Here is a 19,926-nt window from a genome sequence, read left to right as displayed (position 1 = left end):
CAAAAAGGCCGCAACCCGCGGCCCGCAAAAACCTTTGACGCGGGGTGGAGCAGCCCGGTAGCTCGTCAGGCTCATAACCTGAAGGTCGTAGGTTCAAATCCTACCCCCGCAACCAAAAATATGCCGCCAATCCAATGGGTTGGCATCTTTTTGATTCTTAGTCCCATTGGTGCGGACTTCCGTCCGGAATCATATCGGAATCATCAGAGCGGAAACTGTAGCGTGGTTTCGCGCAGGATTTTGGGGCTAGGAGGTCAGAGCGCTGCCCTCCGAAGGTAGAGGTCTCAGGTTCGAATCCTGATGGGTGCGCCAACTTCCTCTTAAAAATCAAAAATTTAGGTCGAGATTGGCCACGAGAGATATCTCATCCTCGCTTGGTATCCCCCCGATCCATCATCTTGCCTACATGGTCCATCAGAAAGTCGGCCACCGTTTGCACAGCTTGGTTCGGTCGGCGCTCAGCAGTCACGAGAGCGAGTTCGGACGCGGCCAAATCTGGCATACATTCTTCACTCAATATCCTGTGTTCACCTAACACGGCGTCGAGAGGCAAGACACTGATTCCAAGACCGCCGGCAACGGCGGCTTGAACACCCATTAGCCCCTGGCTGGTATAGGCTATGCGCCAACGCACGCCGACGATGTCGAGAGCCCGCATTGCGCGCTCGCGATAGATGCAGCCCGGCGGGAAAAGAGCAAGAGGTATTGGCTCCTGAGAGACTGGGCTGTTGGGGCCCCCAACCCATGCCAGTTCCTCAGCCCAACTTGCCACGCATTGCCCATCGCCAGGTTCACGCTTGATCAAAGCCAGATCAGTGTCGCCTTTGTCGAGCAGGCGCCAGAGACCGGTGCTCCAGCCGCTCTGAGTGTCCAAGCGAATATCTGGAAAGGTGCGGGAGAATGACGACAGTAGCCCGATCAGCCGTCGGCCGGCGAAATCTTCGGGCACGCCGAGCCGAACAGTCTTCGGCGCGGACGGATCCTGCAATGCTTCCACGGCTTCCGCAGAGATAGCCAGCAACCGGCGGGCATAGCCGAGAAGGATATCGCCTTCCTCGGTCGTGCGAACGCCGCCGCCGGTGCGTTCGCGAACCAGCAAGGGATGGCCGATACCGGCCTCAAGCTTCTTGATCTGAAGGCTGACCGTCGATTGCGTGAGATGAACGCGTTCGGCCGCGCGCGTGAAGCCGCCGGCATCGACGACGGCGACGAAGGTTCTCAGTAGGTCGAAATCCATATGCATTGAGGTTTCCAATATAATGCATTGTCACATTCAATTTCCACATGACCCTGCCGTGCGTCAATATCCGACAGAGATCCAAGGAGTATCGACGATGGCATTGGCAGGAACACGTCCGGACTGGCTGACTTTCGATTGCTACGGAACGTTGATCCAATGGGATGAGGGGTTGTTGGCGGCCGTCAACGAGATTCCTCTCGCGGAGCGGCGCCACGATCGATCCCCATACCTTCATCGCCGTCTACGACCGTCACGAGCATGAGCTGGAACAGGCGCGGCCGCATCTCTCGTTCAGGGAGGTCAGCGCCAAGGCGCTGGAACGCGCCATGGAAGACATATCGCTACCGGCCGATCCCCGGGATGCCGAAATCCTTACCTCCTTGATCGGCAGGATGCCGCCCTTCCCGGAAGTGGTCCAAACTCTGGGCAGGCTCAAGGAGGCGGGCTTCCGCCTGGCAGTGATTTCGAACACCGACGACGACATCATCGCGGGAAACGTAGCCCAGCTTGGCGGCCATGTGGACCGCGTGATCACGGCGCAGCAGGCCGGCGCTTACAAGCCTTCCGGGGACATCTTCCGGCATGCCTGGGAAGCGCTCGGCATTGCCAGGGCCCAACTCGTCCATATCTGCGCCAGCCCGCATCTGGATCTGGTGGCTGCCCGAGACTTGGACTTCCGCGCGATCTGGATCGATCGTGGAACCGGCCGGGAGCCGCTTCGGGACTATACCCCGGACGCGACCGCGCCCACACTCGACAAGGTGCCGGAGCTTCTTTCCGCCGCAGGCTGGATGTAACGGATTCAGGGAAGGAGCCACCGATGGCGCATGAGCTTGCATTGAACGCGGACAACACACCGGCAGTGCTGAAGAATGTCCAGCTCGACACCGACAATATCTGGCAGGCGCGAGCCGATCTCGCGGCCTGTTTCCGAATGGCCGCGCGACTGGGGATGGAGGAAGGGGTCTGCAACCATTTCTCGGCGCTCGTGCCGGGCCACCCCGACCTCTTCATCGTCAACAGGCTAGGCTGGGCGTTCCAGGAAATCACGGCATCCAGCCTGTTGATTTGCGATTTCGATGGCCATGTCCTGGCCGGCGACGGGCAACCGGAGGCGACGGCGTTCTATATCCACGCACGACTGCACAAGATGGCGCCGCGCATTGCCGCCGCTTTCCATACGCATATGCCGAATGCGACCGCGCTCAGCATGACCGAAGGTGAACCGCTTGTCTGGGCGGGCCAGACGGCGCTCAAATTCTACGGCAGAACCGCCGTGGACGAACATTACAACGGCCTGGCGCTTGACGATGAGGAAGGCGACAGGATTGCAGGCGTGCTCGAAGACAATGACATCCTGTTCATGAAGAACCATGGCGTGATGGTCTGCGGTCCGACCATCGCGGAGGCGTGGGACGCTCTCTATTATCTGGAGCGGGCCGCGGATGTTCAGATCAGGGCCATGAGCAGCGGAAGGCCGCTGATCCCGGTTCCGGCGGTCGTTGCCGAAGAAACCGCCCGGCAAATGCGGGAGGGCGATCCGGAGAGTGCGCGCCTCCATCTTGAAAGCGTCAAGCGCGTTCTGGATCGCGCCGAGCCGGACTATAAATCCTGATCAGAGAGAGGCGCGTCGAAGACGAAAGCCTCCCTCAACAACGAGTTTAACAGCCAGTCCTTGGATCGCGCTCTCTATCGCAAGCCGGGGATGGCGAAGCCGCCGTCGGTCAGAATGCCCTGCCCGGTGACAAAGCCTGATTGATCCGAGGCGAGCCAGACAGCGGCCTCGGCTATGTCTTCGGGGCGACCGAGCCGTTTAAGAGCGGATTGGTTTGCCAGCGCCTGCCGGAACTCGTCGGGTACGCCCGAGTCGTTGAACATGGGTGTTTCGATGACGCCGGGGGCGATCGTATTAACGCGGATGCCATTACCGCCGACCTCGACCGCGAGAGCACGGGTCATTGCGTCAACCCCGGCCTTGCTCGCGGCATAAGTGCTTGTGCCGGCGCTCGCGGCGCGTGCCACGAATGATGAAGTATTTACGATGGCGCCCTTGGCGCCTGAGGCGTGCATCGCACGTATCTCCGCCCGGGCCATCAGCCATACGCCCCGCAGATTGGTGCCGACCCGACCGAGAACCGCGCCATGTCTGTATCGGACGTGCAGAACATCACACGCTGGTCAGGAAAGCGCGCAAATTGGACGACTGAAATACTGGAGGAGCACCGCCACCTGTACGAGCGATGTCGCGACAACACCCCAACACCTATCCTCGCTGCAATCGTTATCTTCTGGTTCTGAAAATTTGCGAGTACCGACGGCAGCCTAGCCGGCTCCCCCCGCTAGCTCTTCCAGTTCAACGCCGCAGTCTGGCGCAGGCGCTCTGCGGCGAAGTCTATGAACGCGCGGACTTTCGGCGCGGCACGGCGCCCTTCGATGTGGACCAGGTGGATCGGCAGTGGTTCGGGCTCCCAATCTTCAAGCACCGTCCGCAGCGTTCCCGCCCCCAGATCGGGGCCGATCTGGTAGGAAAGCGCCTGACAGATCCCCCAACCACCCCGGGTGATCTCGATGGCGGCGGCGATGCTGCTGATGCTGAGCCGCGGTTCCACTCTGACCATATTTTCGCCACCCGGTCCGAAACGCCATTGCTGGCCAGCATTGAGTGGCGCAACCGATACGACACGGTGCGAGGTTAACTCGGCCGGATCCTGCGGGCAGCCGTGCTCGGCGAAATAGCCTGGCGCACCGCAGACGACGCGGCGGACCTGCCCGACCCGGATGGCGGCAAGGTCGGACGACGGCAATGGACCTATGCGCACGGCGATATCAAAGCCTTCCTCCACAATGTTCACGACCCGATCGATCATCAGCACGTCAGCCCTCACGCCAGGATGGAGATCGAGAAACTCCGTCAGGATGGGAGACACGTAGATCCGTCCGAATTCCTGCGGACAGGTGATGCGAAGCTGCCCGACGGGCGTTTGGGCCGCACCGGCGGCCGCTTCGTCAGCGGCCTGGAGATTGGCCAGAATTTCTCGCACGTCCTGCAGATAGGCCCGCCCCACATCTGTCAGCCTGACCCGCCGCGTCGTGCGCGTGAACAACCGGGCGCCGAGCGCGGCTTCGAGCGCGCTGACACCGCGCGTCGCGGACGGCGCGCTCAGACCCACCGTGCGGGCACCGGCGGCAAAGCTCTCGGCCTCTGCCACCGCAACGAACACCCTCAGGCTTTGCAAGCGATCCATGCATCCTCAATTATTGCAGAAATCAAAATAGAGACTTTCGAAATGAGCCTATTCTTTCATACTTAGCCCGTCTTTATGTTGCTGTCCATCGACACGCGCTGCCCCGGCAGCTCCATCTCTTGGTTTGAAAGGAGTCTTCCATGTCCGATACGAATGCCCGCGACGGCGTGTCCGTGACCCTCTATCGCAATCCGAAATCCGGCCATTGCCACCGGGTCGAGCTGATGCTCGCACTGCTGGATGTTCCCTATGAGACCATTGATCTCGACATGGCAAACGGAGCGCACAAGGCACCCGAATATCTCAGGATCAGCCCGCTCGGACAGGTTCCGGCGATCGAGGACAACGGCGTGACCCAGTCGGACTCGAACGCGATTCTCACCTATCTTGTCGAACGTTACGGCGACACTGCTGTCTGGAGGGGCGCCGACCCGCTGGAAAAGGCGGAAGTGCAGCGCTGGCTTTCCATCGCGGCCGGAGAGATCGCATCAGGCCCCTGCACCGCACGGCTCGTCACGCTTTTCGGCGCTGATCTCGACCACGAGGCGGCGAAGGCCAAGGCACATGCCCTTTTTGCCGTCATGGAGGCGCATCTGAACGGTCGCGACTGGCTGGCTGCGGCGCACCCGACACTCGCCGATATCGCCGGCTACAGCTACATCGCCCACGCGCCCGAGGGCGGGGTGAGCCTGTCTCCCTATCCCTCGATCCGCGCCTGGCTTGCCCGTATCGAATCGTTGTCGGGCTTCGTGGGCATGGCGCGCTCTCCCGAACTGGCCTGAACTCGGGAACTGCAAAGCGGAAGCGATCTAACCATGACACTCGAAAAATTTCCCTTCCATGCCGGCGAACTGGAGGCGCAGCGCCGCGCCGAAGTGGGCGACGTCGCATCCTGGGCCGGCAGCTTCATCCGCGATCACATGCCCGATCAGCATCGCGACTTCTTTGCGGCGCTGCCGTTTCTCGTCGTCGCGGGCGGCGACGGCGAAAGGTGGCCGTGGGTCACGATTATCGAAGGACCGGCCGGGTTCGTCAGTTCGCCCGACCCGCACAGGCTTTCGGTCATGGCAGAGCTGCAACCGCAGGATCCCTTGGCGGGAGCATTCCTCCCCGGTTCGGCAATCGGGATCCTGGGGATTGAGCTGGCGACACGCCGGCGCAACCGGTTGAACGGTCTGATCCGCGCGGTCGGTGACGGCTTTGCCATCGACGTCCGCCAGAGTTTCGGCAACTGCCCGCAATACATTCACGAGCGCGCCTGGCGCCGCATCGAACGGGGGCGGGTAGCAAAGGCCCGCATCTCGCATCGGCTTGATCTGGATCAGCAAGCGCGGATCGCGGCGGCAGATACCTTCTTTATCGGCTCCGGCCACAGCGCGGGCGGGGATCGGTCGTCCGACGGCTATGACGCCTCTCACCGCGGCGGACCGCGCGGTTTCGTTCGCGTGGCAGATGATGGGAAGCGGCTACGCATTCCCGATTATGCGGGCAATAAGTACTTCAATACGATCGGCAATCTGGTCGGGGATCCGCGCGTCGGCCTGCTCTTCGTTGACTTTGAAACGGGAGGCCTTCTGCATATCGCCGGCCGGGCCAGGGTCGATTGGGCACCGAAGGACAGTCATGATCCGAACGCGCTGCGCATGATCGAGGTAGCGGTCGAGAAGGTCATCGATCGCCCGGCCGCACTGGCGCTCCGGTGGAGCGAAGACCGCGCTGAACTCCAGCCGTTGAAGGTCATCGACAAGGTGGCGGAAAGCGACCGGATTACCTCGTTCCACCTGGCCTCGCCGGATGGCGCGGCGCTCCCGCCCTTCGAGGCCGGCCAACATCTGCCTATCGAGTTGAGGGTTCCTGGCCAGCCGGACCTGATCAGACGAACCTATTCTTTCTCCGGTTCGTCACGGGCCGGGACATACCGGCTCAGCGTCAAGCGCGAGGATCGCGGTATCGCCTCGACCTTCCTTCACTCCGAGGTCGAGATCGGAGACATGATCGAGGCACGCCCTCCCGCAGGCGACTTCACCCTTCCCGGGGGCCAAGGCGCAATAGTGCTTGTCAGCGCCGGCGTCGGGGCGACGCCGATGCTCTCGCTGCTGCACACCGCCGCGGCCGATCAGCCCGGCCGGTGCATCTGGTTCATTCACGGAACGCGCGACGGGCGGAGCCACACCTTCGGAGCCGAGGTCGATGCACTCATAGGGAAACACGCAAACATCAAGCGCAAAGTCTTCTACAGCACACCCTGCAAGACCGATATACCGGGCATCGATTTCGACGCGACGGGACGCGTAGCGGCAGAAGATTTGCTCGCGCTCGGGGCAGGTGCGGACGCCCACTATATGCTCTGCGGCCCGGCGCGCTTCCTTGCCGACATTCGTGCCGGCCTTGAAACCGGAGGCGTGTCGCCAAGCCATATTCACTTTGAAACCTTTGGGCCCTCCGCGTGAAGCCGCCCTGCAAACTCAGCCAAAACGAACCTTCGCTGCGATCCGCGCCACACAAGCGGTGGGTCGGGCGGTTGAGAATTCGCACTCCCAGTCGCACCGCCACTTGCCGAAATTCTTGGATGCAGATCTTCCTTTAAGGGCTCTTCCACACACTGCATCGCTTCTCGTTGCACGGCGAGGGTTGTCAAAACCCGGCCTTGGCTAACGCGATGATCTGTTCCCTGAATTCCGCAGGGTACGGGGTCCTGGTTCTCGGCATGATAAGCACTCTCCTTCACAATCGAAAAAGTGTCCACCAAACCGGGGGAGCACCATTCATCGTCCTCTTTGACCAGAGCCAGAGGGACGCTATCGCGTATCCGAATTGCGTCCGAACCATGCCAAATCCACAGTAGTTGATCGTTTCAAAATCTCAGCGGGCAGTGCTTTCCCCGTTCAGGCGTTCAAGCCCCATCCACCGAGATGGCAATCCCAATGATCTGTCTTGGTAGTGTCCCTAATAGGATTGTCACGCAGTTAGAAGCGATAGCCAAGCCCGATCCTTGCAAAAGGCTGGACGTCATCCTTTACGATTGGGCTGTCCTTTGCGTCGCCGATCAACAGGCCAGCACCGGCTGCACCAGTCACCATCCAGTGTTCGGTCATCATGTATGTTATCGAGCCTTGGAAGTTCACCCGTTTCATGCCTGCCCCAGCCTCATAGACGGGCAGGCCGGAATTGAACGACTGGGTCGGTGTGACAGAGAAATAGGTTTCCATGTGGTTGTCGTCCGCCCACGTCCCAGACGCGTCGGCCGAGAATATAAACCGCTCGTAGCGGTGGGAAACCTTCGCACCGAAGTTGGCCGTCAGTCCCTCACTGCCGCCGATTGTCTTGTCGATCTCGGCGTAGAGTTCGAAAGGTCCTGCCTGATAGCTGACCAAACCGCCAACGACGCCGCCGGCATCAATGTCGCCAAGGCCGCGCAGGTAGTCCGAATCGTCTTCCTGTCGGCCGAGTTCGTACCCGCCTCTCACAGCGAGTCGGAATCCGGATTGTTCATACACATCGAATGTGATGCCTCGTATGTCGAGATGTACACGATCGCCAAACTGGGCAGAGAATAGAGGAAAGGGCCTTACCTCGAATTTGTCAGAGCCCTCGTACTCGGGGAGATAGAATGCTCCAGCGCCTATGACGACCTTCCAGTCGTTCAGCTTGTCGGTGATGCCGCCGAATCGCGTCGGATCGACTTCCTGTGTTGCAGGAACGATATATTCCCCCGGCGGATCGGCGGCATAAGCTTGCGCTGCCACGAGGGAACATACTGTTGTCAAGGTATATGGACTAAATCTCATAGATCTCGTTTCCGATCTCAACCGCTCAACGCCTGTCGCAGAGGGTTTCAGTTTCTTCAATTTCGGTTCTTGCGGCTCGGTTTGCCCGCGAATTACTCGCAGCTTGCTTAGGTTCTCACCGGTTGAAATGCTGGCGGTTAACCTTCTGTTGCTGACAGGTCCAGAAGCCGGACCTTGGTTCGCCTACATTGCGTGAACGTTACGGAACCGGGAGCAAGATCGATGAAATGGGCCGGAGACGGCGAATTGACGATGTCAAGACACTGCAGGAGCCGAACAATTGATGCTGAGCCGACGGCGATTGCGTGGCTGTCTCAGATGGCGATGCTGAATCTGGTTCCGCCGGGTCCGCTCTCGATTGCAACCTGGCCACCGTGGTTCGCGACGATCTGCTTCACCAGACTGAGACCCAGGCCTGCGCCGGTGTTTCGCGGAGTAACCCGATAGAAGGGCTGGAACACCAATTCCTGTAGGTCGGCTGGTATGCCTGGGCCTTCGTCGGCGACGACAATCTCTCCGGTCGCGGAGACGGAAATGGCGATCAACCCCGAGTTTCCGCCATGATCGATGGCATTGCGGACGAGGTTGCCTAGAGCGCTCTTCAAGGCCGCTTCGTTACCGAGCCGCTCCACGTTGTCGGCGTCGCTTTCAAAGGAAATCTCGTATCCGGCCGCAATGGCGAGAGGCGCGAAGTCGCCAACGACTTGCTTGGCCAGAGCAACGAGATCGACGGTCGTGTTCTCCCCCTTGGTTTGTTCGTTGCGCTCGAAGTCGAGAAGCTGTTCGGCCGTCTCGCCCAGCCGGGCAATGTTCTTGAGTAACCGTTGCTTCGTCGGAGAATCGGCCATCCCCTCTATGCGGGTCTGCATGATGGCGATGGGTGTTCGAAGCTCGTGGGCGGCGTCTATCAGAAACCGTTGCCGCGCCTCGATTTCATGCTCCAGCCGGTCGAGCGCATCGTTGAAGCCCGAGACCAGCGGAGCGACTTCCTGCGGGACCTTTTCCACTGGCAGCCGCGATCCCAGTCGGCGCGGATCAATCTCAGTCGACCTGCGGACGACGTCGTTCAAGCCTGCAAGAGTGCGGCGAACTATGCGGGGCACGACGAGGAAGACGAGTGGCGGAGCCAGAGCAAGGAGGGGGAGGTAAACTGGGTAGATGCTTTTGAGTACCGCGATGATCGGCCATCCGTCGCCGGAGATGCTTCCAAACATGACGCGCACCTCGCCGCCGCCTGTAGCAATGCTGTCGATGGATGCGATCTCGTCAGTATAGGATGCGCCGCGGATGTCTCCGACGCGGAACAGATGAACCTGACCCACGAGGCCGGCAAAGGGCACCGGGACGGAGCCGTAGGTGATTGTCTCGCCGTCAGGAGTGGCGACGACGTACCAAAGTTTCTCGTTCTGCTTTTTAATCAGGTCCAGTTCGGGTGTATCCCGCACTGCGAGCCGGCCGGCTTCGGTGCGGAACACCGCGTCCGCGATCGCCGACGACAGGCGCGCCGACATCGTCAGGTTGGGCGACAATACCATCGCGCCGTAGACGCAAAGGCCGACGATCACCGCCGCGACAAAGGCCGTGAAGACGAGGCTCAACTGCAAGCTGAGCTTCCACCTGATGGAGACGGGCGCTAGTTCCATTACTCCTCCTTGAGGAGATAGCCGATCCCTCGGATGGTGTGGATGGCCACGCCGGAGGCCGCGTCCGCCAGCCTCTTGCGAAGGCGCGAGATATGCGCATCTAGCGCATTGGACTGGATTTCTTCCTCGTAGTTGTAGACCGCCGCCTCCAGCGTCGAGCGCGTTACTGTTCTTCCCCGTCTTTTCGCGAGTGCCAACAGGACCAGAAGTTCCCGCCTGGGGATATCGATTGGCGTTCCTTCTATGGCAACACTCGGGTGAAGCGTGTCGATTTTCACCGATCCGACGACAACCTCTTTCTCGGCGATACTCGGTGGCCTGCGTAATACGGCGCGCACACGCGCCATCAGCTCCTCGATGAGGAAAGGCTTGCCGAGATAGTCGTCGGCTCCCCGATCCAGCCCTTCGATCCGCTCGTTCGGATTGTTCCGGGCGGTCAGCACGATGACCGGGGTCTCTGCGCCCGCCGCCCGCAACGCGGGGATGAACGATAGCCCCTCGCCATCGGGGAGGCGCCTGTCCAGAAGGATGGCGTCGTAGGCGTGCTGGCGCGTCAGTTCAAGGGCATCACCCAACAGCATCGTGTGGTCGATCAGGACGCCTTGTTTGCTCAGAGCGACCTCTAAGGCTTCCGCCATTTCCTCTTCATCTTCCACCAGCAGAAGCCTCATTGCATTGTTTCCTTTTGTCCACCGCGCAACGCTCACTGATGAACATTGCAACAACATTGCGGTAGCAGATCGGCGTCTCGTAATGCTGGCGCTGACAGCGACCGTCCCAGGGACGACCGCTGCCAAGAGTCTATTGGCTGTCGACGGATTGAAGGAAGTCCGCCAGCAAGTCCGTCACCTGGTCGGGTGCTTCCTCGGCGATGTAGTGCCCGCTTTCCGGAAGATGTTCGAGTTGCGGATTGGCGAACTTGCTTTCCATGAATTCCACCAGCAATCCGTTTCCAAGGCCGCCGATTCCAAGTGAAGGAACCGTCAGTCGATCCGGATATGTCAACTGATCGTCGAGGTCCTGAGCGTAGGCCTGGTACCAGCCATTGCCGCCCCGGATGCCGTCTTTGGTATTGTAGGCTGCGGCGTAGACGGCCCGGTCGCGTTCCGTCAGCGCATCTTTCTTGTAGAGCAGCGAGTCCCAGAACCAGTTCTGGTAAATATGGGCGCGGCCTTCGATCAACTCTTCGGGCATGTCATGCACCTGGTTGAAGGCGAACCACCACAGGAAGAAGTCCTCCTGGAAGTTTCCCGTGAGGGCGCGCGCCGGTACGAGCCGCATGTCGCGCGTGCTTTGGGGTTGCGCCGAGACGTCCAGGAAAGTCACCGATGTCGTTGCATCCGGATAGTTGGCCGCAAAGGCGTAGGCGACCTGCGATCCGATATCGTGGCCAACGATATGCGCTTTGTCGTACCCAAGTGTTTTTAGAAGCTCATGGATATCCTTTGCCATGTTCTTCTTGTCGTACCCGGCCTCCGGCTTGTCCGTCGCGCCCATGCCGCGAATATCGACAGCAATCACGTGGTGATTTTTGGCGATTTCAGGCATGATCTTGTGGAATGCCCACCATGTCTGCGGCCAGCCCGGCATCATGAGGACGGGGGTGCCTTCGCCGCCTTCTACGTAGTGCATTCGAATGCCGTTGATCTCGGCAAAGCCCCTTTCGAATCCCTTCAACTCGTCGACCAGGGTCTCGTTCGAGACGTCGATGCCTTCGTAGGGGTTCCCCTTGTCAGTCACCTGCGCGGCCACGGTCATCGGCAACATAAGGGCCAGGACCGCCCCCACAGCTAACAGTCTAGATACTCTCATTTTTTAAACTCCATTGATGTGGTTCGATGTTCGCTCGCCCGACAAGACGGGACCGAGAGGTTCACCGCTCGGAAAAGGTGTTCCTCCGAAACGTCGTCGTCCCTGTCGGTTTTGCGGTAGCTGAAGGTGATCAGCTCGCGGCTGGCGCCTCTGCGGCACGGGCAAGCATTTCGACCCAATCCTGATGGTATTTGTACAGGGCACCTGGATTCTTGCGCCCGATCTCCTCGAGAAAGAACGCGCCTTGCAGGGTTTCTTCGGTGAGCAAATGGCAGCCATCTTCCGTGGGCGTGATGATCCAGCCGTGAAATGCCGTTGAACCGGTTTCGTCGCCATCGACCGTCGTCGACCACGACAGGCTACGGAAGGGAACGCATTCCCTGACGACACAGCTCATCGGAAAACCGACGGTGACCCGGCTGTACCGGGTGCCCAGCTTCAATTCGGTGTCCTCGCCCAAAATCCTGACTTGATCTTCGGGAGGGAAGTAGCTCGACCAGTTCTCCGCATCGACGAGGAGCCTCCACACAACCTCCGCCGGCGCTTTCACGTCGATCTCGTTCAGCGCATAGAGCGCTGTAACCCCCGGATCATTTTCCGGGGGAAATTTCACACGCTTGAGCATGTTTCTTCTCCTGGCTTCATTGATTGCCCGGGTTGTCGATGACCGGGCGCCCCAGTCTTACCGGCGAGTGCAATGGGTGAATTCGCTCCCGGAAAGCGCTGAGAAAGTTTGAGTTCTTTTATGTATCGATCGACACAGAAAGACCTAGGAACCTTGCCATAGCGAGTCAAGCGATTTATCTAGTGATCGATGCAGAAATCAGGAATCCTCTGAAATGAAGGAGAAAGCACCTGCCAGCAACCGCGGGCGGCCCCGCGCGTTTGATCGGGAAGCCGCGCTGGCCCGGGCGACCCGTCTTTTTTGGGAAAAGGGATATGAGGCGACGTCGATATCCGAACTCACCGAGGTGATGGGGATCGGTTCGCCCAGCCTTTATGCAGCCTTCGGCTCCAAGGAAGCCCTCTATGCCGAAGCCCTGCGCTATTATGTCGATACCTACGAATGTCTCGTCTGGGACAAATTCCACGCGGCCGACACGGCCCGCGCTGCAGTCGAAGGGTATTTGATGGATTCAGCCGCCGCCCTGACCGGTTCGATCGCCGACATCCCGCTTGGCTGCATGGTGACACTCTCCTCGGTCGGGAGCGAAGGACATTCAGAGCTTGGTCAACGTTTGCGTGCGCAACGGGCCGTAACCCTTCACCACCTGAAAATGCGGCTGACCAGAGCCGTGGACGAAGGGGAGATCCCGCCGGCGACCGATGTCCACGCGCTCGCCCGTTTCGTGCAGACCGTGCAGAACGGGATGTCGATCCTGGCGCGGGATGAGGCCAGCCGCTCCGAACTGGAATCGGTAGCGCAGGTTGTCATGCTGGGTTGGGATACTCGCACTGCCGGTTAGCCGCCGCCGCGTCCTCATCTCCCTTGGCTCGAACAGAAGTTCGAGGCGCGCGTTCACAGCGACGACCGGCTATATAAAAGGCGCTTGATTTGGAAACGATCATTTTCTATAAGCCGGTATGTCCAATGTTTCACCCTACTCAGCCAACATGCGTGGTCCCGGCCGTCCCCGCGAATACGATCTCGAAGAGGCTCTCGACAGGGCCATTCGGGTCTTCAGCGAACGTGGCTTTCACGCGACGTCAATCGGTGATCTCACCGAAGCGATGGAGTTGACCCAGGGGAGTATCTACAAGGCCTTCAAGGACAAGCGGGCCGTCTTCCTGGCCGCATTCGACAGGTATGTTGCTCTGCGAGCGGAAAGGCTCGCGGAGGCAACACGGACTGCGAAGACGGGCCTGGACCGCATTCGCAAGCTGCTGACTTTTTACGTCGAATCCGCACATGGACCGGAAGGAATGCAAGGCTGCCTGATCGTTGGGAGTGCAGCGGAGCTTGCGGTCTTCGATGATGAAGTCGCACGAAAGGTTGCCACCGCCGTTGATCGAAATGAGGTTTTGATCGCCGAGTTCATCAGGCAAGGCCAACAGGATGGTTCCATTCCCTCCTGGGTCGACCGAACGGCCACGGCCAGGTTCATCCTCTGCCTTCTCCAGGGCATGCGGGTCGTCGGCAAGACCGGACGAACGCGCAAGGACATGGCGGCGGTGATGGAGGTTGCGATGCGCATAGTCAGCTAATTTTTTTGCCTAAATAGAAAACAATCATTTCCTTATTGCAGAGACCACAATGACCGATACGACCTTAGGACGCTTGTCTGAGCGACGGACCGTTTCAACCGGGATGACCTTCCTTCTGGCCGCGGCCTGCGGCCTGATCGCGGCCAACATCTATTATGCACAACCGCTTGCCGGCCCGATCAGCGAGGCGCTCGGATTTTCGCCAGAGGCAACCGGCCTCATCGTCACGCTCACCCAGATAGGCTACGGCGCGGGGCTGCTGCTCCTCGTGCCGCTTGGCGATCTGGTCGAGAACCGCCGACTGACCCTCGCCATGATCGGGGTTGCGACGCTCGGCCTGCTGGGTGCGGCATTGTCACCCTGCGCGCTGCCGTTCCTGCTCGCTTCGCTCTTCATCGGCGTGGGATCGGTCGCAGTGCAGGTGCTCGTTCCTTACGCCGCTCATCTTGCCCCTGAAGCCACGCGAGGGCGTGTCGTCGGGAACGTGATGAGCGGGCTGATGCTCGGCATCATGCTGGCCCGTCCCGTATCCAGTTTCATCGCCGAGTTGTCCTCGTGGCAAACCGTCTTCTTCGTATCAGCGGCTGCGATGATCGCCCTCGCTCTGGTGCTACGCCACGCTTTGCCACCGCGCGTGCCGACAACGAAGTCAGGCTACGGCGAACTGCTGGCTTCGATGGCCAAGCTTGCAATGACAACGCCTATTCTGCAGAGGCGCGCGCTCTATCACGCTTGCCTGTTCGGCGCGTTCAGCCTGTTCTGGACGACAACGCCGTTGTTGCTTGCCGGACCGGAATTCCGTCTATCGCAAGGTGGCATCGCTCTCTTTGCACTGGCAGGTGTTGCAGGCGCCGTCGCCGCGCCTATTGCTGGCCGGCTTGCGGATCGTGGATGGACCCGCCCGGCAACGGCCCTCGCCATGCTGGCCGTAGCGGGCGCATTTCTGATCACGCATCTCGCGCCTACCGGCTCGAAACTCGCGCTCGGAATTCTTACCGCCGCGGCAATTGTTCTGGACTTTGGCGTGGCCGCAAACCTGACGCTCGGCCAGCGTGCGATCTTCGCTCTTGGGGCCGAGTTCCGCAGCCGCCTGAATGGCCTCTACATGGCAACCTTCTTCGCAGGCGGCGCGATCGGATCCGCCTTGGGCGGATGGGCCTATGCGCAAGGCGGCTGGACGCTCACCTCCTGGATCGGGTTTGCGCTCCCCATGGCTGCGCTGGTCTACTTTGCAACGGAATGAGGTATGCAAAGATATGTGGCCTTCATTGTTGGCCCTGCAGCAAAAACAGATCACCGGGATTGCCATCACGGTGGATGGCGGCTTGAACGCCTGAACCGGAGATCGCTGTCCGGTGGACGTGCAAGAGGTACGAAACGATCAATTACTGTGGGCTTGGCATGGTTTGGGCGCAATCTGGAAACATTGCAGCTCCCGTCTGGCCATTGTGGGCGATGACCGTGCCTGACATTTCACTTGATCTGCGGTTTCTAAAGTATGCGCTTCTCGTGGCCGAGCATGGCAGCTTCCGGCGCGCGGCCGACAGACACAATCTTTCCCAGTCGACCCTCAGCCGGCGTGTCCAGTTACTTGAGCGCAGACTCGGCGTCGAGCTTTTTGAGCGCACTCGAACGGGTACGAAGCCAACCGCGGTCGGGGAACGGTTTATGCGCCAAGCTGCGGTTGGTGCCGAGCATCTGCGCGATGCAATCAATGAGATGAGGCAAGTGCAGCGCGGCGAGTGGGGAGAACTAAAAATCGGGCTCGTAGCATCTCTGGCTCAAGGAATGCTCGGCGATATCCTTGAGGCTTATCGGTGCCGTTTCCCGAAAGTCGACGTGAAGTTGGAAGAGGCCAGCTCGCAAGCCAACGCGGCGAGCGTGTTGAACGGCCGTATCGATGTGGCGTTCATTCCGGGCGAGCCTCGTCTCTCCGGATGCGAGGTGAGACCGATGTGGAAGGAGGAGCTTTTCGTCGCCGTTCCCACGCATCATCGCCTGTCGAAACGGGAGACCCTCAGCTGGGAAGAGCTTCGCGATGAGATATTTCTCGTGACCCACGATGTGCATGGGCCAGAGGCGGAGGGAATCATTGCCCGGAAGGTCTCCGGGCTAGGCTTTCAGCCGAGAATCTCTGTGCAGCGTTTGGGGCGTGAGAACCTCATCAATATGGTGGGCCGTGGATACGGCGTGACGCTAGCAGCAAGTTCGACGTTGGGGGCAGCCTATTCAGGCGTCACTTTTCTTCCGATCGGCGGTGGCGATGAGCGCATCAGTTGGAGCGCGGTATGGACGATAGGCAATCAAAGCCCGGTGCTCAAGCAACTGCTCAATGTTGGCGCCACTGTCGTGAACCGTCGCTAGGACTGTTCGCTCTTCATCAGAGAGCGGCGAGCCTTCGCGAATCCGCGATCCGTCACGATAAATTTCTCCAGCATAGGCACGATCAGACGCACCGGATCGCCTGGTGACTGACCCGCCTCACGGGCGAGAATTTCGGCGTAAGCGACAAGGTCTCGATGCAGGCTGGCAGGGAGTTCCAAGGTCACTTTCACCGGTTTGTCGTCATGCAACGGGCCGAGTTTCAGCTTTATCACCGTCATCCTCCGTGGGGTTCCAAAACCAGATCGCGGGTCACGACGACGCGCACCGGAAACCCGGGCCGGATGGTCAGCGTCGGCCTGATCTGCAACTGGCGCTGGACGATCTGTTGGCCCGCGTCGTTGATCGTGTCCTGTGCCCCGTTGCGGATCGCCTGGATCAGGCGCTCGTCATCATCCATGGTCAGTTCGGCACCGACCGAAAGTAGCGTAGATAGTCCTGCGGCTTTCGCGAGATCCCACCAATGGTAGTCGACACCATCCTCGAGACCGGCATAGCCCTGCGTGTCGGCACCCGGCTGGCGTTCGAGGACGATGGAACGGCCATTGGGGAAGATCAGGCGGTTCCAGACGAGCAGCACACGGCGCTGGCCGAAGCCGATATCATTGCTGTACTCGCCGATAATCCTGGTTCCCTGCGGGATCAGGAGCGAGCTTCCGGTTGGGCTGTCGTAGATGTGCTGGGTGACCTGCGCGGTGATCTGGCCAGGCAGATCGGACCGGATGCCGGTGATGAGCGCGGCCGGGATGATGGACCCTGCCTGAAGCACATAGGGCGAAGCCGGCGCCATCACGCGATCGGGCGCGACGGTGCGCCGGTCCACGGGACCGTTGAGGAAGGAGAGATCGCTATTCTGAGCCGACGGCAGCTGCGCGCCGCGATTGAGACCGCTGAGGTCAGGCGCTGGCGCAGCGTTTGCTGTGGCCGGGCCTGTCTGGAAGAAGACCTCGCTAGTGCGCGCCGATTCTTCCTCGGCCAGGCGTCGCTGCTCCTCCGGATCGACGGCTGGTGCGTTGATCGTTGGTGGCGGAACGGGCTGTCCGCGCTCCTGGGCGTCGAGGATCGGACGGCCAAGATCGCCGGGCAGCGCGGGACCGAGCACCGGACCGGTATAATCGCTCGGCAATTCGTTGAGTCCGTCAGCCGTGTTCCTGTTTTCGGTGGAGTAGAGCTCTTCGCGGCCCGTCCCGCTTTCGGGCGTTTGGAGGGCGTAGATCAGCGCGCCCCCGATGCCTAGGGCGGCGATAAGCCCAAGCCCGGCCAGGACCCGGCGCGAGAGGCGCGTCACGCGCGGTGGGGCGCCCCGCAGCCGCATCGGTTCGACCGTGTCGGCGGAAGGCGCTTCGAGCGTGACGTCTTCTTCCTTGTTGTCGTCGATGTCGCTCATGATCCTTGCCCTCCGCTTGAGCTCCGGGCGTTCGCCGCTTGAGAAGCTCCACTGGAGCTTCTCATCCCCTCACGGGAACCGCTCCTCACCCCGTCGGTGCGCACGATCCTGACGGTCTGCTGGCGGTCACCGCTGCCGAGACGCAGCTCGGCGGCCGCAAAGATGCGATCGACGATCAGGATGTTGCGATAGATGCGGCTGTTGACGATCTCGGGCTCGCCGTCAGAGCCGAGTACAAAGAGCGGCGGCATCTCACCCTGCACGATCCCGGCGGGGAAGACGATGTAGACGCGCCGCCCGTCGTCGAAGACCGAGACCGGCCGCCAGGGTGGGTTGTCGCCCTGCAGTCCGTAGCGGTAGTGACGAGCCGAGGCCGCCGGAATGGTCGGTGTGGTCGGCGCCGTGCGTTGCGCGGCAGGCGGCTGCGGATAGGCCCAGGCGACCGCAGGCATGTAGGGTTCTTCGCGGGACTGGAGCTCGATCATGTAGGTCCTGCGATCGGTGGTGATGACCAGATTGGTCGTGATGTCGGGCCGCGTCGGCTTGACGAGGATATGGACACGGGTGTTCGGTCCCGATCCGCTTTCCGTGTCGCCGATGATCCAGCGGGCGGTGTCGCCGGCGGCGATCGGTCCTGCCCCGGTAAGCGCCTCGCCCGGCTCGAGCGCGATATTGGTGATCTGGCCGGGCGCGGCATAGACCTGATAGAGCGCGCCTTCGCTCCATGGATAAATCTGGATCGAATTATAATAGCCTTCCCGCCGAGGTTCGACGCGGGCGGCCGCGTTGGCGTTCTCGACCCGGCCGGTCGGTGTAGAAGCGGCGCCGCCGCCTTGTGCAACCGTCCAGGCCGGCGGCGTATGCAGGGGCCGTGGACGCTCGTCCGTGGTTGACGCCTGCACCGTCGGCAGTGGTGGAACGCTATCGTCGTAGCTGATCTGTGGGGGACGATTGGTGGCGCATCCCGCTAGCGCCGAGGCGGAAATCAGTACGAACGGCAGTGCGGATTTACGGAAATCCGGAAGCGCGGCATTGCGGGCGATGATGGTCATTGTTCCATCTCCCGCGACCAGTTGATGGCGTTGACATAGATGCCGAGTGGGTTTGCGCGCAGTCGTTCGGCGTCGCGCGGCGGCTGGATGACGATGGTCAGGATCGCCGTCCATCGCTCCGTCGTGGAGAGTTGGCCGTTTTCGTAGTGGCGCTCGGTCCAGGCCACGCGGAAGGAATTGGGCGAGGCACGGATGACGCTGGAGACCTCGACGGAGATCTGCTGGCTCCCCACCCGCGTGAAGGGATCGTTGGCCCGTGCATAGTCATTGAGGGCGAGTGCACCACGATCGGTGGTGAACTCGTAGGCACGCAGCCAGTTCTGGCGCACGATGATCGCGTCGGCGGGAATCGCGCGTACCTGTTCGATGAAGCGTGCGAGGTGGAAGGCGATTTGCGGATCGCTGGGCTGGTAGTCAGCCGTGGCGGGGCCGACCGCCTGGGCCTGGCCGAGATTGTCGACCTGCACCACCCAGGGCACGATCGAGCCGGTCGCAGATTGCCAGACCAGTGCCCCCGCGAAACCGCCAGAGAGGATCAGCGATCCGAACGCCATGAACCTCCAGTTGCGCGCCTGCACACGGGCCGAGCCGATACGCTCGTCCCAGACCTGGGCGGCGCGCTGGTAAGGCGTCTCTGGTTCGGGAGACTTGCCGTAATGGGTCGAGGATCGTTTGAAGAAGCTCATGAGCGGTTCCCTTCGGAGAGATTGACGGAACTGGCGCCGCCATGGCTGTCGCCGGACCGCACGGCGTGGGCGGCGGTCTGGATGCCATGGGACAGGCGTTGTGAGCGCTTCATGCGCTTCGCCCAGTCCGGAGGACCGTCGGTGGTGGATGAGGAGGATGGTGCAGCCGTGGGCGTCGCACCGCCGCCCGCATCGCCGATCGTCCCGCCGGTCGTCTCGAAAGCGGATCGAGCGCCCGACTGGAAGCTCTGCTTCATGCTGTCGGATGCCTTGGCGCCAATGCGCCGCAACGGAGAGACGGCGGTGCGCGCGCCAGTGCTCGCCACGGCTCCGAGGCCGGACGCGACACCGGCGGCACCGGATTGACCGGCCGACCCGAGGCTGTAGGCGGCCGAGGCTCCGCCGGCGACGGCGGCGCCCCCACGGGCGGCTGCCGCCGTGCCTGACATCGCCACGCCAGCGCCACGTGCGGCGAGACCGGCGGCG

At 61.1% G+C, this 19,926-nt stretch carries 19 protein-coding genes, 1 tRNA gene and 2 pseudogenes; 9 read left to right on the top strand and 13 right to left on the bottom strand.

All coding sequences use genetic code 11. The annotated features are described in order from the left end of the window. Positions 1-38 precede the first annotated feature (38 nt). Positions 39-115 (top strand) — tRNA-Met (locus GM909_RS25190). Between the two features lie 249 nt (positions 116-364). Here the strand turns inward: GM909_RS25190 and GM909_RS25185 are convergent. Next, a complete protein-coding gene (locus GM909_RS25185) occupies positions 365-1,243 on the bottom strand; it encodes a LysR family transcriptional regulator (RefSeq protein ID WP_157020283.1) in 879 nt (292 codons plus the stop codon). A gap of 91 nt (positions 1,244-1,334) precedes the next feature. On the opposite strand from GM909_RS25185, the pseudogene GM909_RS25180 reads away from it, so the two are divergent. Beyond that, a pseudogene (locus GM909_RS25180) lies at positions 1,335-2,037 on the top strand (HAD family hydrolase). Positions 2,038-2,060: 23 nt separating this feature from the next. Continuing rightward, on the top strand, positions 2,061-2,855 hold the full coding sequence (locus GM909_RS25175; RefSeq protein WP_157020282.1) for an aldolase: 795 nt from the start codon (positions 2,061-2,063) through the stop codon (positions 2,853-2,855). Between the two features lie 74 nt (positions 2,856-2,929). Here the strand turns inward: GM909_RS25175 and GM909_RS25170 are convergent, their stop codons facing one another. Continuing rightward, on the bottom strand, positions 2,930-3,352 hold the full coding sequence (locus tag GM909_RS25170; protein ID WP_268890800.1) for an SDR family NAD(P)-dependent oxidoreductase: 423 nt from the start codon (positions 3,350-3,352) through the stop codon (positions 2,930-2,932). Positions 3,353-3,579: 227 nt separating this feature from the next. Next, positions 3,580-4,485, bottom strand: coding sequence for a LysR substrate-binding domain-containing protein (locus GM909_RS25165; protein WP_157020280.1), 906 nt, complete (start codon positions 4,483-4,485; stop codon positions 3,580-3,582). Positions 4,486-4,625: 140 nt separating this feature from the next. Here GM909_RS25165 and GM909_RS25160 point away from each other — a divergent pair, with 140 nt between their 5' ends. Further along, positions 4,626-5,267, top strand: a complete 642-nt coding sequence (locus GM909_RS25160; RefSeq protein WP_157020279.1) for a glutathione S-transferase family protein — start codon at positions 4,626-4,628, stop codon at positions 5,265-5,267. A 93-nt stretch (positions 5,268-5,360) separates the two neighbouring features. Further along, complete coding sequence (locus GM909_RS25155; protein WP_235912081.1) at positions 5,361-6,935, top strand: FAD-binding oxidoreductase; 1,575 nt, start codon at positions 5,361-5,363, stop codon at positions 6,933-6,935. Between the two features lie 516 nt (positions 6,936-7,451). Here the strand turns inward: GM909_RS25155 and GM909_RS25150 are convergent. The 5 genes from GM909_RS25150 to GM909_RS25130 all read right to left on the bottom strand — a co-directional run bounded on the left by GM909_RS25150 (position 7,452) and on the right by GM909_RS25130 (position 12,353). Further along, positions 7,452-8,231 carry a MipA/OmpV family protein gene (locus GM909_RS25150; RefSeq protein WP_235912080.1) on the bottom strand — a complete coding sequence of 260 codons (780 nt, stop codon included), beginning with the start codon at positions 8,229-8,231 and terminating at the stop codon, positions 7,452-7,454. A 356-nt stretch (positions 8,232-8,587) separates the two neighbouring features. Then, positions 8,588-9,916, bottom strand: a complete 1,329-nt coding sequence (locus tag GM909_RS25145; protein WP_157020276.1) for a sensor histidine kinase — start codon at positions 9,914-9,916, stop codon at positions 8,588-8,590. Then, complete coding sequence (locus tag GM909_RS25140) at positions 9,916-10,587, bottom strand: response regulator transcription factor (RefSeq protein ID WP_157020275.1); 672 nt, start codon at positions 10,585-10,587, stop codon at positions 9,916-9,918. Before GM909_RS25140 ends, GM909_RS25145 begins: the two co-directional genes overlap by 1 nt. Before the next feature lie 130 nt (positions 10,588-10,717). Next, the gene (locus tag GM909_RS25135; protein WP_198174407.1) at positions 10,718-11,683 is read right to left on the bottom strand and encodes an alpha/beta fold hydrolase; all 966 of its coding nucleotides are present in this window, start codon (positions 11,681-11,683) and stop codon (positions 10,718-10,720) included. Between the two features lie 175 nt (positions 11,684-11,858). Continuing rightward, complete coding sequence (locus tag GM909_RS25130) at positions 11,859-12,353, bottom strand: SRPBCC family protein (RefSeq protein ID WP_157020273.1); 495 nt, start codon at positions 12,351-12,353, stop codon at positions 11,859-11,861. 214 nt (positions 12,354-12,567) lie between these two features. Between GM909_RS25130 and GM909_RS25125 the strand changes: the two genes are divergently transcribed. The 4 genes from GM909_RS25125 to GM909_RS25110 all read left to right on the top strand — a co-directional run bounded on the left by GM909_RS25125 (position 12,568) and on the right by GM909_RS25110 (position 16,297). Then, a complete protein-coding gene (locus GM909_RS25125; protein WP_157020272.1) occupies positions 12,568-13,194 on the top strand; it encodes a TetR/AcrR family transcriptional regulator in 627 nt (208 codons plus the stop codon). Between the two features lie 118 nt (positions 13,195-13,312). Then, positions 13,313-13,933 carry a TetR/AcrR family transcriptional regulator gene (locus GM909_RS25120; protein ID WP_157020271.1) on the top strand — a complete coding sequence of 207 codons (621 nt, stop codon included), beginning with the start codon at positions 13,313-13,315 and terminating at the stop codon, positions 13,931-13,933. A gap of 49 nt (positions 13,934-13,982) precedes the next feature. Next, complete coding sequence (locus GM909_RS25115) at positions 13,983-15,176, top strand: MFS transporter (RefSeq protein ID WP_157020270.1); 1,194 nt, start codon at positions 13,983-13,985, stop codon at positions 15,174-15,176. Positions 15,177-15,388: 212 nt separating this feature from the next. Continuing rightward, entirely contained in the window at positions 15,389-16,297 is a 909-nt protein-coding gene (locus GM909_RS25110; protein WP_235912079.1) for a LysR family transcriptional regulator, read from the top strand. Here GM909_RS25110 and GM909_RS25105 read toward each other — a convergent pair. The 5 genes and pseudogenes from GM909_RS25105 to GM909_RS25085 all read right to left on the bottom strand — a co-directional run. Continuing rightward, a complete protein-coding gene (locus tag GM909_RS25105; RefSeq protein ID WP_456238018.1) occupies positions 16,294-16,536 on the bottom strand; it encodes a DUF2274 domain-containing protein in 243 nt (80 codons plus the stop codon). The genes GM909_RS25110 and GM909_RS25105 overlap by 4 nt on opposite strands. Next, positions 16,533-17,702, bottom strand: a complete 1,170-nt coding sequence (locus tag GM909_RS25100) for a TrbI/VirB10 family protein (protein WP_157020269.1) — start codon at positions 17,700-17,702, stop codon at positions 16,533-16,535. Before GM909_RS25100 ends, GM909_RS25105 begins: the two co-directional genes overlap by 4 nt. Further along, the gene (gene trbG, locus GM909_RS25095; protein ID WP_157020268.1) at positions 17,699-18,754 is read right to left on the bottom strand and encodes a P-type conjugative transfer protein TrbG; all 1,056 of its coding nucleotides are present in this window, start codon (positions 18,752-18,754) and stop codon (positions 17,699-17,701) included. Before trbG ends, GM909_RS25100 begins: the two co-directional genes overlap by 4 nt. Beyond that, entirely contained in the window at positions 18,751-19,440 is a 690-nt protein-coding gene (gene trbF, locus GM909_RS25090; RefSeq protein ID WP_157020267.1) for a conjugal transfer protein TrbF, read from the bottom strand. Before trbF ends, trbG begins: the two co-directional genes overlap by 4 nt. Continuing rightward, positions 19,437-19,926, bottom strand: a pseudogene (locus tag GM909_RS25085) (P-type conjugative transfer protein TrbL); the annotation flags it as partial. The pseudogene GM909_RS25085 and the gene trbF, both read right to left, overlap by 4 nt.

It is taken from the genome of Mesorhizobium xinjiangense (assembly GCF_009749525.1).
Classification (GTDB): Bacteria; Pseudomonadota; Alphaproteobacteria; order Rhizobiales; family Rhizobiaceae; genus Mangrovimarina; species Mangrovimarina xinjiangensis.
This window is presented reverse-complemented; position numbering and strand designations above follow the sequence as displayed.